The organism is Rhodanobacter sp. BL-MT-08, assembly GCF_054161255.1.
The window spans coordinates 766212-782078 of sequence record NZ_CP167872.1 but is presented as its reverse complement, the minus strand read 5'-3'; the positions used below and the strand labels follow the sequence as shown (position 1 = coordinate 782078).

Sequence of the window (15867 nt, the reverse complement as noted above, 5' to 3'; positions counted from 1 at the left end):
GGCAAGCGGAGTAGGATCGGCCCCTGCAAGATTTCAGCTTCGGTCATACAGGGGAGTTCGCATGAAACGTCATCCCGCCAGCAGCATCGCCTGCGTCGTTTTTGCCGCCTGGTCGGCACTGGCGACGCAGGCGGTGAACGCAGCCACCTTCTCCATCAACCCGACGCGGGTCGAGCTCGATGCAAAACATCGGGCGGACATCATCACCGTCTACAACAGCAGCGATGCGGCACTGCGGCTGCAGGTGCGAAGCATGCGCTGGCAGATGCAGGCCGATGGAAAGTGGAAGCTTGATCCCAGCGACGATCTCATCGTCACGCCGGAGCTGGTCGAAGTGGCTCCCGGCAAGAGCGTCGAACTGCGCGTCGGCAGTTTGCAGGTCGTCGACGCCACGGAGGCCAGTTACCGGCTGTTGCTCAACGAACTGCCGGGATTGGCCAACGACCCCTCGGCCAAGACCGGACAGATCCGCGTGCTGACCGAGATCAACCTGCCCGTCTTCATCGAACCCGAGCATGCCGAACGCAAGCCGGTGATTCGCACCGGCAGCGTGGATCACGGCCTTCTCACGATCGGCATCGGCAACGACGGCAACCAGCGGCTTGACCCGCAGAGCGTCTTGGTGTCCGTGCTGGATCGCGCCGGCAATACCGTGCTTCAAAAGGACCTGGTCGCCAATTACGTGCTGGCGGGAAGTACCGGGACGCTCGAACTGAAACTGGCACGGGACGTGTGCAGCAAGGCCGCATCGGTGTCGCTGACATGGTCCGGAACGCTGGCACAGACGCTCAGGCACTCCATCACCGCGAACGGCACCGAGGCATGCGAGAGCACAAGCTCAAACTGATAGCGCTCTCGCTGCTCTGTTCCCCCGGTGTGATGGCCCAGTCCAGCAAAATGCTGCTGGATTTCTGTGTCAACGGCAGTTGCTACGGCACGGCGTTCGTGCTGGTCCGTCATTCGCACATTCTGGTGGAAGACGATGCGCTGAAACGCGCATCGATACCGCTTGAAGGTGTTGCCGAGGAGCGCATTGGCGCCAAGCAGTTTGTCGACATCACCGCGTATGCCGCAAAAGGTAGCGTGGAACTGGACGACAAGGCCGGCCGACTGTCGGTCAACCTGCCGGCAAATGCGTTTGCGGCAAACAGCCTGAATCTGAATCCGCGCGCCGCGGTCTTGAAGCCAACGGCGGTGCCCAGCCTGTTCGTCAACTACGCGCTCAACGCCGGCTCGCAGGACGGCAGCGCCTCGGCCTATCTGGACGGCGGCGTGGCCTATGGCCAGTGGCTGCTCAGGGACACCCCGTCATGGAGCCAGTCGCAGGGGTTTTCGCGCGGTCTGACCCGTCTCGAATACGACGACAGCAGCCATCTGCGCCGACTGACCATCGGCGACCAGTACGTTTTTTCCAGCGACGGCCTCGGTGGCACGGCGCTGCTCGGCGGTATCGGACTGGTCAGGGCATTCGATCTGGATCCGTACCTGATCACCTTTCCGCAGCCAACTATCAGCGGACTGCTGCAGGCGCCGGGCACGGTGGACATCTACAAGAACGGCGTACTGGTCGGACAGCGCCAGATCGCGGCCGGGCCGTTCAATCTCTCCGGACTGGGGCTGGGTCCGGGCGCCAACAACGTTAGCGTGGTGATCCACGATCCGTTCGGCGGCACGCGCACGCTGCAACAAAGCTTTTATGGCGCCACCCAGCTGCTGTCGCAGGGGCTGAGCGACTATGCGTTCCAGGCCGGTATCGAACGCACGTCCACGCTGGCCAACGGCTATGAGGCCGGCCGCGGCGTGCTGCTGCTTCGGCAGAATTACGGGTTCACCAACGCGCTGACCGCCGGCTATCGGATGGAAGCGGAAAACGGCCTGGTCAACGCCGGAACGTCGGCCAGCGTGCGCCTGCCGATCGGCTACCTGAGCGGCGGCATCGCTGCCAGCCGCAATCACGGAGAACAGGGCCAGGGCAGTTCGCTGGGTTACCAGTACAGCAATCAGCGCGTCAGCTTAGGCGTCGGCGTGCAGACCTATTCCAGCGACTACAGCCGGATCGGCGATGATCTGCTGCCCGCATCGGTACGCCCCCGACGAGTGAGCTACGCCAATGCCAGCTGGTCGCCTTTTGGCCGTTTCAGCCTGCAGGCGAGCGCGGGCGATATCGTCTACGCCAGCGGTGCGCGGCAGCGCAATGTTGGGATCAACGGCACATTCAATCTGCCCGGTGACGTGTCCCTGCTGCTGGGCGTGAACAGGCAGCTGAATCGTCCGGGCGACAACGACAAGCAGCTGACCGCCAATCTGGTCATCCCACTGGGCAATGGCAGCATCGGCTTCAACGGCACGCACGACGCCAACAGCGGCAGCAGCTACGGCTTCTCGGCGCAGCGTTCGGTACCGACCGACACCGGCTGGGGCTATTCGGTGAATGCCCAGCAGGGCAGTTCCGGCGCATCCGACCTGGCCCAGCTCGACTACCAGGGGCGCGACGGGCTGGTCCAGTTCACCGGCCAACGGTTCGGCGGCCAGACTTCCGGAAACATCCTGGTGTCGGGCAGCGTCATTGCGATGGACGACCACGTGTATGCCGGCCGCGTGCTGCAGAACGGCTACGCCCTGGTGGAAACTCCGGGCGTGGCGGATGTGGGGATCACCCGCGAAAACCAGCCGGTCGGAAAAACCGACGCCAACGGCACACTGCTGGTGACCAACCTGCTGCCGTATCAGGCCAACAAGGTCGGCATCGACCAGAACAGCGTGCCCCTGCAGTATCAGATCGACAGCACGCAGCAGATGATGAGCGTGCCGCGACTGGGTGGCACGATCGTGCGCTTTGGCGTGCACACACTGCACGCGGCGCGCGGAACGCTCACCCTCGACGGCAAGCCGGTGCAATACGGCAACGCCACGCTGCAAGCGGGAAATAAATCGCTGAAAACGCTGATCGGCCTGGACGGCAGCTTTTATTTTCCAGATCTTCCGGCAGGCAATTACCAGCTGCGGGCAAACACCGGCAGCGGCGACATGCGCTGCATGCTGCACATGCCGGCCTCGAAAAAACCGATGACCAACCTGGGCAAGTTAAGCTGCACCAGCGCCGACGGAGCCACGCCATGACATCCCGTTTCTTCCACCGCATCCTGCCCGGTCTTCTCTTGATGGCCGCAGCCACATTCAGCGCGCCGCTGTGGGCCACGAGTTGCGCCATCGATACGGCCAGCGCCGGCGTGGCATTCGGCAACTACGATCCGGTCAGCAGCGTGCCGGCGACATCGAACGGCACGATCAGCGTCACCTGTACGCCGGACTGCTCTATTTTCTTCTTCTTTTTCTGCCTTGGAGGCTACAACGGCGTCAATGCCAGCCTGACCCTGTCGCCGGGGATGAGCGGCTCCTACGTTTCCCGCAGCCTGAAATCGGGCACCAACGCTCTGGCCTACAACCTCTACGTGACGCCCGATTACACCACCACGATTTTCGGTGATGGCACGGCCTCCACCGGCTATGTCACCTATTGCTTCACCGGCGCAAATATCGGCAGCTGCTCCGGCGCCACCTATACCGGATCGCCGGCGAGCGGCGGCGGTGGCCGCAACGGAACGGCACAGTCGCAGTCCGTTCCGATCTACGGAAAGATTCCAAGCAACCAGGACGCCGCCGTCGGCACTTACACCGACACCATTACCGCGACGCTGAGTTTCTGATGTTTCTGATTGACTGCAGCAGCGGGCAGACACTGCCTTTGCGCGTCATCATCGTGGCGTGAAGAACGCTTCGCATGGGCGGCCGCATCTGGATCGCCCGCTGACTCCTAAACACAAAGTGTGATGCTCTTTGCAGCTTTAGCGCTCGCGCATGGGATCAGTTTCAAAGAAAGGTCGAAAAACCCGCGCCACGCCTACGGATGTCATTTTTTGTGCATAGGTGTAACGCAGGTTACCCGAGACTAGCTGGCACAGGGATTGCGTCAGGTAACACGCTCGAAGCGTTTTACCGCACTGTCCAGCTAACGGGGGAAAACCATGTTCATCCATAACGTTCTGCGTGCTGCCACGATCGCCGCACTGATCACCGGCACGGCTGCTGCGCAAGCGGCCAATCCGGCTACGGCCACCTTTCAGGTGCTGATCACCATCACCAAGGCCTGCACCGTCACCGCAGGCTCGGCATCCAATATCAACCTGGGTTCGGTCGCGGCCACCGCGGTGAACACCACCGGGAGCAACACCATCAGCGTCAACTGCTCCAAGAGCACGCCGTATTACGTGGGCCTGGCGCCGTCGAACGCCAACACCGCCGGCGCCGGCACGATGGTGTCCACTACCGCACCTGCCACCAATACCGACAAGGTGCCCTACCAACTGACGTCGACTGCCGGCGCCAGCGGCACGATCTGGGGCAATACGGCCACATCAACCGCGGTAGGCAACGGCGTGGCGGGGACCGGCACGGGCGCGGCACAATCGCTGACGGTTTACGCCACCGCCGCCAGCGCCAACTTCACTCCGGACAGCTACGCCGATACCGTCACCGTCAACGTCAATTACTGATTGACCATGCCACGTGCTTTGCATTGGCGTTGTGCGCTGCTCGTACTGGCCGCGGCCAGCGGCGGTGCCACGGCCAGCGGTCTGCAGGTGGCGCCCGTCACGTTGAGCCTGCAGGCCGCGCAAAACGCCGACGGACTGTGGCTGAGCAATACGGGCGACAGCGTGATCCACGCCCAGGTGCGGGTTTATCACTGGTCGCAGGACACCAGCGGCGATCGGCTGACGCCGTCGCAGGGGCTGGTGATCAGTCCACCGATGCTGCAGCTGGCGGTCGGCGAGCCACAGCTGGTACGCGTGATACGACTGGGGGCACCGCCCAACGGCCCAGGCGCCGTCGAGGACGCTTTTCGCGTCGCCATCGACGAACTGCCGGTCGACATGCACGGCAAAAAAGGTCTGCAGTTCGTCCTGCATTACAGCGTGCCGGTGTTTGTGGAACCGGCCGGCGCGGTCGCTGCGCCGCCCGCGCTGCACTGGGCCCTGCAGCACGACGGCGACCATGCGGTGCTGGAGGTTCGCAATACCGGCGGCAGCCATGCGCAGCTGGCCAGCCTGAGCTTCATCAACAGCGCCGGTCAGCGCAGCGAAATCGTGCCCGGCCTGCTCGGTTACGTGCTTCCCGGCGCCACCATGCGCTGGGTCTTGAAACCGCCCGTGGCCGTGTTCGCGTCCGGTGGCACGCTGGAGGCATCGATCAATGGCGAAAAGGCTACGCAAAAGCTGTCGCTGGCCGATCGTCCTCGCTGAGCTGGTTTTGATGCAGGGATGGCTGGCAGCGGCCGCGCACGCGTCGAACACGCCAGACGCCGCGACAACGGCCGCCAACCCCGCCCTGATTGCCGATGGCGGCAACCCAACGGGCCAGACGGGAAACGATCTGTATCTGGACGTGATGCTCAACGGCGCATCCAGCGGCTTGGCCCACTTCAGCCTTCGCGACGGACAGCTGTGGGTTAGCCAGGCCACCCTGCGTCAGCTAGGGTTTGCGCTGCCGCCGGGCATGTCCGACCCGCTGCGGCTGGGCAGCCTGCCCGGCAGCATGGTCGCCTACGATGCCGGCCAGCAGACGGTGAAGATCAACGTGCCGCTGCGCCTGCTGCGGCTGTCGACGACGGTACTGAATACGCCGACCGCCTCGGCAAAAAAGCCCAGCGCATCGCCCGGCACGCTGCTCAACTACGAGGTCTACGGCACCCAGGGCGAGCACGGCACCGGCAGCCTGAGCGCTTTTACCGAGCTGCGCATTTTTGGACCGGCCGGGGTTTTCAGCAGCACCAGCCTGTCGCAGGCCACCCGTGGCGACGGCAGCGGTTCCACCGACAAGACCGTGCGACTGGATACCTCGTTCAGCACTTCCTTTCCCGACAGCCTGCTGACGCTGCGCTTTGGTGACACGCTGACCGGCGCGCAATCCTGGACGCGCTCGACCCGCATCGGCGGCATCCAGCTGGGCACGGACTTTGCGCTGCAGCCGTATCTGATCACCGCGCCGCTGCCGGCGTTTATCGGCTCGGCCACACTGCCGTCGCAGGTCGATCTCTACGTCAACGGACTGCGCCAGTACAGCGGCAAAGTGCCGAGCGGACCGTTCCAGCTCAACACCATGCCCAACATCAGCGGCGCGGGCAATGCGCAGGTCGTGCTGACCGATGCGCTGGGGCGAGCGACCACGCTCAACTTTTCGCTGTACGACACGCACCAGCTGCTGCAACAAGGGCTGTCGCAGTGGTCGGCTGACATCGGCTACGTGCGCGAGAACTACGGACTGGCTTCGTTCGACTACGGCCGCGATCCGGCCGCCAGCGGCAACTGGCGCTATGGCGTCAGCAATCATTTCACCGCCGAATTGCACGGCGAGGCCACCGCCGGCCTGACCGAAGCCGGCGCTGGCGGGGTCTGGCTGCTGGGCGACAGCGGCGGCGTTCTCTCCGGTTCGCTGGCGCATAGCGTGTATCAGGGGCAGAGCGGCTCGCAATTCAGCGCCGGCTACAGCTGGCGCGACAATCGCTTCAATTTCAGCGTGGACGAAACACGTACGCGCGGTGACTACCTCGACGTTGCCTCGCTGTACGGCGCCCCGCCGCCGAGCGTCAGCACGCAGGCGGTGGTCGGCTACAGCACCGTGCATCTTGGCGAGTTTGGCGTGAGCTATCTGGACTTGCGCTACCCCAAACAGGACCCCTCGCGCTACGCCACGGTGTACTGGTTCAAGTCGATCGGGCACGCCATGTCGCTGAGCCTCAGCGCCAATCAGAACCTCGACAATGCCAACGATCGCAGCCTCTTCGCCGGCTTCAACGTCGTGCTGGACGACACCACCACGATCAGCACCGGCGTGCAGCGCGATGGCACCGGTACCGGTCTGAGCATGGACGCCAGCAGATCGGCGCCGAGCGCCGGCGGCTGGGGCTGGCGCGCCGACCTGCGTCAAGGCGGTAGCCAGGACGGTGGTGAGGGCGAAGTGGATTATCTGGGACGCTACGGTCTGGTCGACGCCGGCGTCAGTTCGATCGCGGGCCAAGACTACGGCTACGCCGGCGCTACCGGATCACTCGTGCTCATGGGCGGCGATGTGTTCGCTTCACGACGCATCGACGACGCCTTCGCCGTGGTTTCCACCGACGGCATGGCCGGCGTGCCGGTGAAACTCCAGAACAACCCGATCGGCACTACCGACAGCCACGGCATGCTGCTGGTCGAGCCGCTGAATTCGTATCAGAACAACGAGGTGTCGATCGACCCGATGCAGCTGCCGCAAGACGTGCGGATCGATCGGGTCAGCACGATCGCCACGCCGACCGATCGCGCCGGCACGCTGGTCAAGTTCGGCATCACGCCGGTGCAGGCCGGCGTGCTCACCCTGATCGACACGAGCGGCAAGCCGCTGGCGCTGGGCAGTCAGGTGCGGGTGCACGGTCAGCTCAGCGGCGATCCCGCGCTGGTCGGCTTCGACGGCCAGGCCTATCTGGAAACCCTGCAAAAGCACACGGTGCTGGACGTGCTCACGCCCGAAGGCGCATGCCATGCGGCCTTCGACTATCGCAAGGTGGGCACGACGATTCCGCATATCGGCCCGCTGCGCTGCGTGGCGGAGACCTCTCGATGATGAAGCCGCGACTGATTACAACGATGGTGTTGCTGATCATGCTGATCGGCGGCGCGCTGACGGCACCGCGCACCGTGCATGCGCAGGCTGCCTCGGTCACCTGCAGCGTGACCAGCGCGCCGACGATCAACTTCGGCACTGTCGACGGACTGGTGACTGGCGCCACCACCTCGGCATCGATCGGCTGGACCTGCAAAAACCCCTCATTGCTGCTGGCAGCCAATGCGACGTTCTGCATCAACATCGGTAATGGCACCGCTGGCGTTACGGGAACCAATCGGCTGATGTCGGCCGGCACCGGGCAAAATCTTCAGTTCCAGATATACCAGGACAGCGCGCGCACGCAGATCTGGGGCTCGCCTTTTTCGTCCGTCAACAGCCAGCCGTATCAGACGTCGGTCGTGGTACCTCTCGGCCTGACCGGACTGTTACCGGGAACGATCAGCGGCACGGCGCCGCTATATGCCAGCGTGCCCAACGCGCAGATAGGTCTCACTGCAGGAACCTACATCAGCACGTTTGCCGGCACCGATGCCGAAATCACCGTCGCCTCCAATTACACGACCACTCCGGCCACCTGCGGCACCGGCAACGCCAGCGCCTTCAGCTTCACGGCCAATGCCGTGGTCGCCAAGACCTGCACCATCACGGCGGCCAACAACCTCAATTTCGGATCGACAGTCGGCCTGCTGACCGGCAACGTAGACGCAACGACCACCTTGCAAACCCAGTGCACCAGCAACACCGCGTTTCAGATCGGGCTGGACAACGGCCAGCACGCCAGCGGCACTGCGCGGCGCATGGCCGGAAGCAGCGGCGACCTTGTAACCTATGAGCTGTATCAGGACAGCGCCCGCAGCATACGCTGGGGCAATACCGTCAATACCGATACCGTTACCGGCACAGGCAACGGCGCCGTGCAGACAAACACCGTATACGGCCGCGTGGCGCCACAGACCACACCGACGCCGGGGACCTACAGCGACACGATCACCGTCAACGTGACTTACTGATCAGCGCGAGGAAATATATTTTTCGCGGCGGATCTGCGGGACGGGCAGACCGAAGTCTTTCAATGCGGTAAACGCCGCGTCGACCATGTTAGGGTTGCCGCACAGGTAGGCGATGTCGCGATCGGCGCTCGGCGCCAGTTCGGCCAGCACGTGCTGCACGTGGCCACTGCGATCGGTGGCCAGTGGATTGGCGCGGGGCTGGCGGCTCAGGCAGCCATGAAACACGAAGCCCGTGTGCTGCTGCGCAAAGGCTTCGAACTCGTCGCCGTATAGCAGCTCTTCTTCGGTACGCGCGCCGTACAGCAGCACCACTTCACGATCGCCTTTTTCCAGCAGTGCGGCAATTTGCGGCAGCATCGCGCGGTAAGGAGTGACGCCCGTACCGGTGGCCAGCAGCAGATAGCGCGGGTGAACATCGGCCTCATGAAGGCAGAAGCGTCCGTAGGGTCCGCTGGCATCGATGACGCCATCGTGCGCCAGCTCGCGCAGCAGCTTGGTGGCCGCGCCACCTTCGACATAGCTCACCGCAATCTCGATGCGCTGCACCGGCGAGCTGCCGTCGCCGACGGTGGCCACCGAATAGCTGCGCTTGGTCGCGGTGCCGTCGTCGTACTGAAAGTGAATCTGCAGGAACTGCCCCGGCTGGAACGCCAGCGGCTGGCCGTCCACGCGCTCGAAAACGAGGTGGCGAACCGACGACGCCAACATGCGGCTATCGACGAGACGGAGCTGGAAATGATCGGCCATGGGGAGTCCTGACGGTCTTGAGGAAACGGTGCGTGCACCCGAAGGATCAGGTGGCTGCACCAAGCCGGCTATAATAGTTGGCTAAGAGCCGCTGACCAAACGCTGGCGCCGCCGCTATTCGAACCTGCCGGTTCGGGGCGCGCCCAACGCACGGTTTTCCAGGCTTTCCATCACCTGGCATCCCCCAATGACCTCCACACCCGCACTCGTCGTCGAGCACCTGCGCAAAACCTACGGCAACGGCGTCGAAGCCCTCAAGGGCGTGAGCCTCACCGTGCAACCGGGCGACTTTTTCGCCCTGCTCGGCCCCAACGGCGCCGGCAAATCGACGCTTATCGGCATTCTCTCTTCGCTGGTCAGCTCGACCGACGGCGATGCCAAGGTGTTCGGCATCTCGGTCAACAAGCAGCGCAGCGAGGCAATGAGGCTCATCGGCCTGGTACCGCAGGAAATCAACTTCAACCAGTTCGAAAAGCTGTACGACATCTGCGTCAACGAGGCCGGCTTCTACGGCGTGCCGCGCAAGATCGCCGCGCAGCGCGCCGAAAAATATCTGAAGGAGCTGCGCCTGTGGGACAAGGCGCAGCACCAGGCGCGCATGCTGTCCGGCGGCATGAAGCGCCGCCTGATGATCGCCCGCGCCATGATGAACGAGCCGAAGCTGCTGATCCTCGACGAGCCGACCGCGGGCGTCGACATCGAAATCCGCCGCTCGATGTGGCAGTTTGTCAGCGGCATCAACGCGGCCGGCACCACGGTGATCCTCACCACGCATTACCTGGAGGAGGCCGAACAGCTGTGCCGCAACATCGCGATCATCGACGGCGGCCGCATCGTCGAGAACACCAGCATGCGCAACCTGCTGGCCACGCTGGATGTCGAGACCTTCGTGTTCGATATCAGCGGCACGCTTGGAGACCTGCCGACCCTGCCCGGCATCACCTTGCGCCGCATCGACGACCACACGCTGGAAGCCGACATGCCGCGAGCGCAGGATCTCAATTCGCTGTTCGCCGCACTGTCAGAAAACCGCATCACGGTCGTGTCAATGCGCAACAAAACCAACCGACTGGAGGAGCTGTTTGTGCGGCTGGTCGAAAACGGACGCCATGACAGTGACAGCGCGGAGAAAGCGGCATGAGCACCTCAACCAATCTCGTTGCGCTGCAGACCCTGGTCCGCCGCGAAATCGTGCGCATCATGCGCATCTGGACGCAGACGCTGATTCCGCCGGCGATCACCATGACGCTGTATTTCGTGGTGTTCGGCAAACTCATCGGCGGCCGCATCGGCACCATCGAAGGCGGCTTCAGCTATATCCAGTACATCGTGCCCGGCCTGGTCATGATGAGCATCATCACCAACAGCTACGGCAACATCTCCAGCTCGTTCTTCGGCGCCAAGTTCAGCCGATCGGTGGAGGAGATGCTGGTGTCGCCGATGCCAAACTGGGTGATCCTGCTGGGCTACGTCACCGGCGCGGTCACGCGCGGACTGGTGGTGGGCGTGCTGGTGCTGCTGATCGCGCTGTTTTTCACGTCCCTGCATGTCGTGCATCCGATCATCACCTTTCTTTCGGTGCTGCTCGGCGCCACGATTTTTTCGCTGGCCGGCTTCGTCAACGCGGTGTTCGCCAAGAAGTTCGACGACATCGCCCTGGTGCCGACCTTCGTGATTACGCCGCTGACCTATCTGGGCGGCGTGTTTTATTCGATCAACATGCTCGGCGAACCGTGGCAGACCATCTCGCGGATCAACCCGATTCTCTACATGGTTAATGCGTTCCGCTTCGGCGTGCTGGGCATTACCGACGTCAACATCTGGATCGCGTTTGTCGTGATGCTGGGGTTTGTCGTGGCCTTGTCCATCGTGGCGCTGCAGTTGCTCCAGCGCGGCATCGGGTTGCGGTCCTAGAGCGGGGAACGGGGAACGGGGAACGGGGAACGGATGCAGCTTCGCCGCGTTTCAGTCTTCGTTTCAATCCGCCCTAAAATCTTGCCGGGAAAATTCCACTGGCACGCTTCGACGCATCGCTCCTCAGTCTCTACATTCCCCGTTCCCAGCTCTCTGTTTCCGGCCCAACCCATGCGCGTCAACAAATACATCAGCGAAGCCGGCCTGTGCTCGCGCCGTGAGGCGGATGATTTATTGGTTGCCGGCCGCGTCACCATCAACGGTGAAGTCGTCACCACCGGCGCCAAGGCGCTGGAAGGTGACGAGGTGCGCGTGGACGGCGAGATCGTCAAGGCGCGCATTCTCGCGGCCACGCCGGGCGCCAAGAAAGCCGTCTATATCGCGCTGAACAAACCGGTCGGCATCACCTGCACCACCGACCAGAGCATCGACGGCAACATCGTCGACTTCGTCGATCATCCGCAGCGGATATTTCCGGTCGGTCGGCTGGACAAGGACTCCGAAGGGCTGATCCTGCTCACCAGCAACGGCGATATCGTCAACGAAATTCTGCGGGCCGAAAATCACCACGAAAAGGAATACCTCGTCGCAGTGGACAAGGCCGTCACCGACGAATTCCTCCGCGGCATGGCCAGGGGCGTGCGCATCCACGGCCAGATGACCAAGCCGTGCCGCACCCGCCGCATCGCCAAGTACGGTTTCTCCATCGTGCTGACCCAGGGCCTCAACCGCCAGATCCGCCTCATGGCCGCGGCGTTCGATTACCGCGTCACCCAGCTGCGGCGCGTCCGCATCGACAACGTCAAGCTGGCGCATTTGAAAATCGGGCAATGGCGCAACCTCACCGAGGCCGAGCTGAAAGGCCTGTTGCCGGAGCGCACGCAGTGGTGAATTGGTTTTAGCTGCTGTAGCTCTGCGATCTGGTTCGCCTGCCACGAGCTTTCGTCCGCCGCATAAGGACCCTTAAAAGCAGCACGTTCCCTGCGTGCTTGACGAGTATTGAGGTTTACGGAAGAGTTTCGCGCTAGCCGTCAAATCTAGGAAATACTAAGAACGGACGCAAATGAATACTGATCGCGCAAAACTCCTTGGCGAAAGTGGGCAACGCGCGACGCGATTGCAACAAATCAATGAATCGCATATCGCCCCGCTTACGGCATTCGTTGAGACACTTCGAATGGAGGCCGGGCCAGATGCATCCATTCCTTACTTTGATCCTTGGGACGGAGGAGTAGAAGCTAAGATTCTTTTCCTTCTTGAAGCCCCAGGACCGAAGGCCGTGGGATCAGGCTTCATTTCCCGAAATAATCCAGAGGAAACAGCGAAGAATTTCTTTGAATTAAGTACCGAAGCGCAAATTCCTCGCAAAGAAACCGTCATTTGGAATTCCGTTCCTTGGTATATCGGAACAGGCACAAAAATTCGCGCTGCAACTCCTTCTGATTTAGAGGCTGGCCTTCGGCCGCTCCCCCGCTTGCTGGAGCTATTGCCTAAATTGCAAGCAGTCGTGTTCGTCGGCAAAAAAGCAGAGCGAGCTCGAGCTCAAGTTGAAAAGCTACGGCCTGAGTTACGTTTGCTCACATGCCCTCACCCAAGCCCGTTGTTCGTAAATAATGCACCGGGTAACAAGGAAAGAATTTTGCTAGGTCTCAGGGAAGTAGCCGACCTAATTGCAGCGAATGTCGTTTAGGAAGGGGCAGGTGTTGCATTTCTGATTGAGAGGCTTGGATTAGTTGAGCGGGAAAACTGCTCTTCTTTTCCACTCCCCTGTGCGGCGGTGAGGTGAGGTCGAAAGGCCCGTCAGGGGAATCGACAGGACGTCGATTCCTTTTCGTCAGGACAGGAGTCCTGTCGAAAAGCCCGGCCTCGGCTCACGGACTTGCCGGGCTTGGCCCGGCAAGCGCCAAGTGGGGTGTCGTTTTCTCTTGGATACTTCTCTTTTGGACAAGCAAAAGAGAAGTATCTCGCCCTCCGTAGGAGGGTGAAAGCTCTGCACTTCAATACATCAAAAAACCAAGAGCTTCACGGCTGAAACCACACCAAAATTAACAGGCTTAATCAAGCCGCCGGCAACGTCTGCAAATCCCAGCGCGGATACACCTGCACCGAGGCATCCTGATGCTGCCCGCTGGCCAGCCGAATCGCACCGGCCAGGGCGATCATCGCGCCGTTGTCAGTGCAAAAAACCAGGCGCGGAAAATAGACCTTGAAGCCGTCTTTGGCGCCGGCCGCGGCGAGTTCGCTGCGCAGGCGCCGATTGGCGCCGACGCCGCCGGCAATCACCAGCCGCTTCGCGCCGCTGGCCTCAAGCGCGCGGCGGCATTTGATGATGAGCGTGTCGACGATGGCTTCCTCGAACGCCCGGGCAATATCGGCGCGCGTCTGATCGCTCTTGTCGGACTGCTGCCAGGCCAGCAGCACCTGGGTTTTCAGGCCGGAGAAGCTAAAGTCCAGGCCAGGGCGATCTGTCATCGGGCGGGAAAAACGAAACGCGCCCGCGCGTCCGCTCTCGGCCAGCTTTGCCAGCATGGGACCACCGGGATACGGCAGACCCATCATCTTGGCGGTCTTGTCGAACGCTTCGCCTGCGGCATCGTCCAGCGTGTCGCCTAGAATCGTGTATTGGCCGATGGCCTTGACCTCGACCAGCATGGAGTGACCGCCGGATACCAGCAGGGCCACGAACGGCGGCTCAGGCGGGTCATCCTCCAGCAGCGGCGCCAGCAGGTGGCCTTCCATATGATGTACGCCGATGGCCGGCACGCCCAGCGCCCAGGCCAGCGCGCGTCCGGCCGATGCGCCGACCAGCAGGGCACCGACCAGACCGGGGCCGGCGGTATAGGCCACACCGCCCAGGTCCTGCACGGTCAACCCGGCCTGCGACAGGGCTTCGCGAATCAAGGGAACCAGCTTGCGCACGTGGTCGCGGCTGGCCAGCTCGGGTACCACGCCGCCATAGTCGGCATGCAGCTTGATCTGGCTGTACAGCGTGTGCGCCAGCAGGCCGCGGCCCGGCGCATCCGGCTCCCAGCGCAGCAGGGCCACGCCGGTCTCGTCGCACGAGGTCTCGATGCCAAGCACGGGTTTCATCAGATTCGGATCCATGGGCGCAGGCGTGTTCACGTCGGGTTTCATCGGATGGCGCCCGTCAAATCGGGCTGGCTTACATCAGGCTTTATCGGGGCTTTGAAAATTGAGTGGTATGCACGGTATACTTCGCGGCTCACCCCATTCAACAGGCCCGTATCCGCGGGCAGATTACCACTCGGAGTTTCCATGCCCAACGTAAAAGTTCGCGAGAACGAGCCGTTCGAGATCGCACTGCGTCGTTTCAAGCGTACCTGCGAAAAGGCCGGCGTGCTCGCGGAGACGCGCAAGCGCGAGTTCTACGAAAAGCCGACCCAGGAGCGCAAGCGCAAGCGCGCTGCCGCCGTCAAGCGCCACCTGCGCCGCCTGTCGCGCGATGTGTCGCGCAAGACCCGCCTGTACTGAGTTTCCCGATCTGCCGGTAGCGGCAGGTTCGCCGGCGCCTCGCGCCAGGCACACAGGAAACGCGGCTGGCGCGGGTTCTCGCAGCCGCCGCAAGCACATCGGATCGATCCGGCCGGTGTTGTCCCCAGGGGCAACGCCGGCTTTGTCGTTTCCGTAAATTGAAATTTGCCACCACCACGCCTCTACCGCCTGGAGATATCCGTCATGACGCTCAAACAGCAGCTCACCGAAGACATGAAAAACGCCATGCGCGCCGGCGAGAAACACCGTCTGGGCGTGATTCGCCTGATGCTGGCCGCGATCAAGCAGCGCGAGGTCGATGAGCGGATCGAACTGGACGACACCCAGGTGCTGGCCGCGCTGGAAAAGATGCTCAAGCAGCGGCGCGACTCGGTCAGCCAGTTCGAGGCGGCCAAGCGCGAGGATCTGGCGATCATCGAGCGCGACGAGATGGCGGTGATCGAAACCTACCTGCCGACCAAGTTGAACGATGCCGAGATCGACGCGCTGGTCGAGGCCGCGATTGCCGACACCGGCGCCAGCTCGGCCCGCGACATGGGCAAGGTGGTGGCTGCGGTGAAGGAAAAGGCCGCCGGCCGCGCCGACATGGCCGTGGTGTCGGGCAAGATCAAGGCGCGGCTGGCCTGAGTCTGGTGGTGCCCTCCCGGCCGCCGATTCGGGCGCAAACGCGGCGCAATAATCTGCGAACGTGACATTTTCATGGCCAGCCCGCCAATTCATGCATTCCCTTCACGGCCATGCCCCAAGAATGCCGGCTGCAACGCGTCCGGCCACTCCGGCCATCATCATCCTAGGGAGTACACCATGCTGAAGTGGGCCATTATTTTCGCCATCATCTCGCTCGTCGCCGGCTGGCTCGGTTTCGGCGGCGTCTCTGGCGCAGCGGCAACCATCGCCAAAGTGCTGTTCGCCATCTTCATCATCATTTTCCTGATCATCGTGCTGGGCCTGGTGGGCATCGTCCACCTGTTCTGACCGGCTCGATCAGCGATACCTCGAACGGCGCCTTCGGGCGCCGTTT

16 protein-coding genes are annotated in these 15867 nt (G+C 62.6%); 14 read left to right on the top strand and 2 right to left on the bottom strand.

The window, feature by feature from the left end; genetic code table 11:
• Positions 1-61: 61 nt before the first annotated feature.
• The 7 genes from ACDK93_RS03090 to ACDK93_RS03060 all read left to right on the top strand — a co-directional run bounded on the left by ACDK93_RS03090 (position 62) and on the right by ACDK93_RS03060 (position 8672).
• On the top strand, positions 62-847 hold the full coding sequence (locus tag ACDK93_RS03090; RefSeq protein WP_458071124.1) for a fimbrial biogenesis chaperone: 786 nt from the start codon (positions 62-64) through the stop codon (positions 845-847).
• The gene (locus ACDK93_RS03085) at positions 823-3120 is read left to right on the top strand and encodes a fimbria/pilus outer membrane usher protein (RefSeq protein WP_458071123.1); all 2298 of its coding nucleotides are present in this window, start codon (positions 823-825) and stop codon (positions 3118-3120) included. Before ACDK93_RS03090 ends, ACDK93_RS03085 begins: the two co-directional genes overlap by 25 nt.
• A complete protein-coding gene (locus ACDK93_RS03080) occupies positions 3117-3707 on the top strand; it encodes a Csu type fimbrial protein (RefSeq protein ID WP_458071122.1) in 591 nt (196 codons plus the stop codon). Before ACDK93_RS03085 ends, ACDK93_RS03080 begins: the two co-directional genes overlap by 4 nt.
• 318 nt (positions 3708-4025) lie before the next feature.
• Positions 4026-4553, top strand: a complete 528-nt coding sequence (locus ACDK93_RS03075; RefSeq protein ID WP_458071121.1) for a spore coat protein U domain-containing protein — start codon at positions 4026-4028, stop codon at positions 4551-4553.
• 6 nt (positions 4554-4559) lie between these two features.
• Positions 4560-5300, top strand: a complete 741-nt coding sequence (locus ACDK93_RS03070; RefSeq protein ID WP_458071120.1) for a fimbrial biogenesis chaperone — start codon at positions 4560-4562, stop codon at positions 5298-5300.
• 10 nt (positions 5301-5310) lie between these two features.
• Positions 5311-7659, top strand: a complete 2349-nt coding sequence (locus ACDK93_RS03065; RefSeq protein WP_458071119.1) for a fimbria/pilus outer membrane usher protein — start codon at positions 5311-5313, stop codon at positions 7657-7659.
• Positions 7656-8672, top strand: a complete 1017-nt coding sequence (locus ACDK93_RS03060) for a Csu type fimbrial protein (protein ID WP_458071118.1) — start codon at positions 7656-7658, stop codon at positions 8670-8672. The genes ACDK93_RS03065 and ACDK93_RS03060 overlap by 4 nt, the downstream gene beginning before the upstream one ends.
• Here ACDK93_RS03060 and ACDK93_RS03055 read toward each other — a convergent pair whose 3' ends face one another.
• Entirely contained in the window at positions 8673-9419 is a 747-nt protein-coding gene (locus ACDK93_RS03055) for an FAD-binding oxidoreductase (protein WP_458071117.1), read from the bottom strand.
• A 187-nt stretch (positions 9420-9606) separates the two neighbouring features.
• Here ACDK93_RS03055 and ACDK93_RS03050 point away from each other — a divergent pair, with 187 nt between their 5' ends.
• From ACDK93_RS03050 to ACDK93_RS03035, 4 genes are all read left to right on the top strand, one after another.
• Positions 9607-10560, top strand: a complete 954-nt coding sequence (locus ACDK93_RS03050) for an ABC transporter ATP-binding protein (RefSeq protein WP_458071116.1) — start codon at positions 9607-9609, stop codon at positions 10558-10560.
• Positions 10557-11333, top strand: coding sequence for an ABC transporter permease (locus tag ACDK93_RS03045; RefSeq protein ID WP_458071115.1), 777 nt, complete (start codon positions 10557-10559; stop codon positions 11331-11333). Before ACDK93_RS03050 ends, ACDK93_RS03045 begins: the two co-directional genes overlap by 4 nt.
• 171 nt (positions 11334-11504) lie before the next feature.
• Entirely contained in the window at positions 11505-12224 is a 720-nt protein-coding gene (locus tag ACDK93_RS03040) for a pseudouridine synthase (RefSeq protein WP_458071114.1), read from the top strand.
• 172 nt (positions 12225-12396) lie between these two features.
• Entirely contained in the window at positions 12397-13023 is a 627-nt protein-coding gene (locus tag ACDK93_RS03035; protein ID WP_458071113.1) for a uracil-DNA glycosylase, read from the top strand.
• A gap of 368 nt (positions 13024-13391) precedes the next feature.
• Here ACDK93_RS03035 and tsaD read toward each other — a convergent pair whose 3' ends face one another.
• On the bottom strand, positions 13392-14423 hold the full coding sequence (gene tsaD / locus ACDK93_RS03030; RefSeq protein WP_458071112.1) for a tRNA (adenosine(37)-N6)-threonylcarbamoyltransferase complex transferase subunit TsaD: 1032 nt from the start codon (positions 14421-14423) through the stop codon (positions 13392-13394).
• Between the two features lie 186 nt (positions 14424-14609).
• On the opposite strand from tsaD, the gene rpsU reads away from it, so the two are divergent.
• From rpsU to ACDK93_RS03015, 3 genes are all read left to right on the top strand, one after another.
• A complete protein-coding gene (rpsU, locus tag ACDK93_RS03025) occupies positions 14610-14825 on the top strand; it encodes a 30S ribosomal protein S21 (protein ID WP_077483322.1) in 216 nt (71 codons plus the stop codon).
• A 204-nt stretch (positions 14826-15029) separates the two neighbouring features.
• Positions 15030-15473, top strand: coding sequence for a GatB/YqeY domain-containing protein (locus tag ACDK93_RS03020; RefSeq protein WP_458071111.1), 444 nt, complete (start codon positions 15030-15032; stop codon positions 15471-15473).
• A 177-nt stretch (positions 15474-15650) separates the two neighbouring features.
• Complete coding sequence (locus tag ACDK93_RS03015; RefSeq protein WP_458071110.1) at positions 15651-15821, top strand: DUF1328 domain-containing protein; 171 nt, start codon at positions 15651-15653, stop codon at positions 15819-15821.
• The last annotated feature ends 46 nt before the right edge of the window (positions 15822-15867 follow it).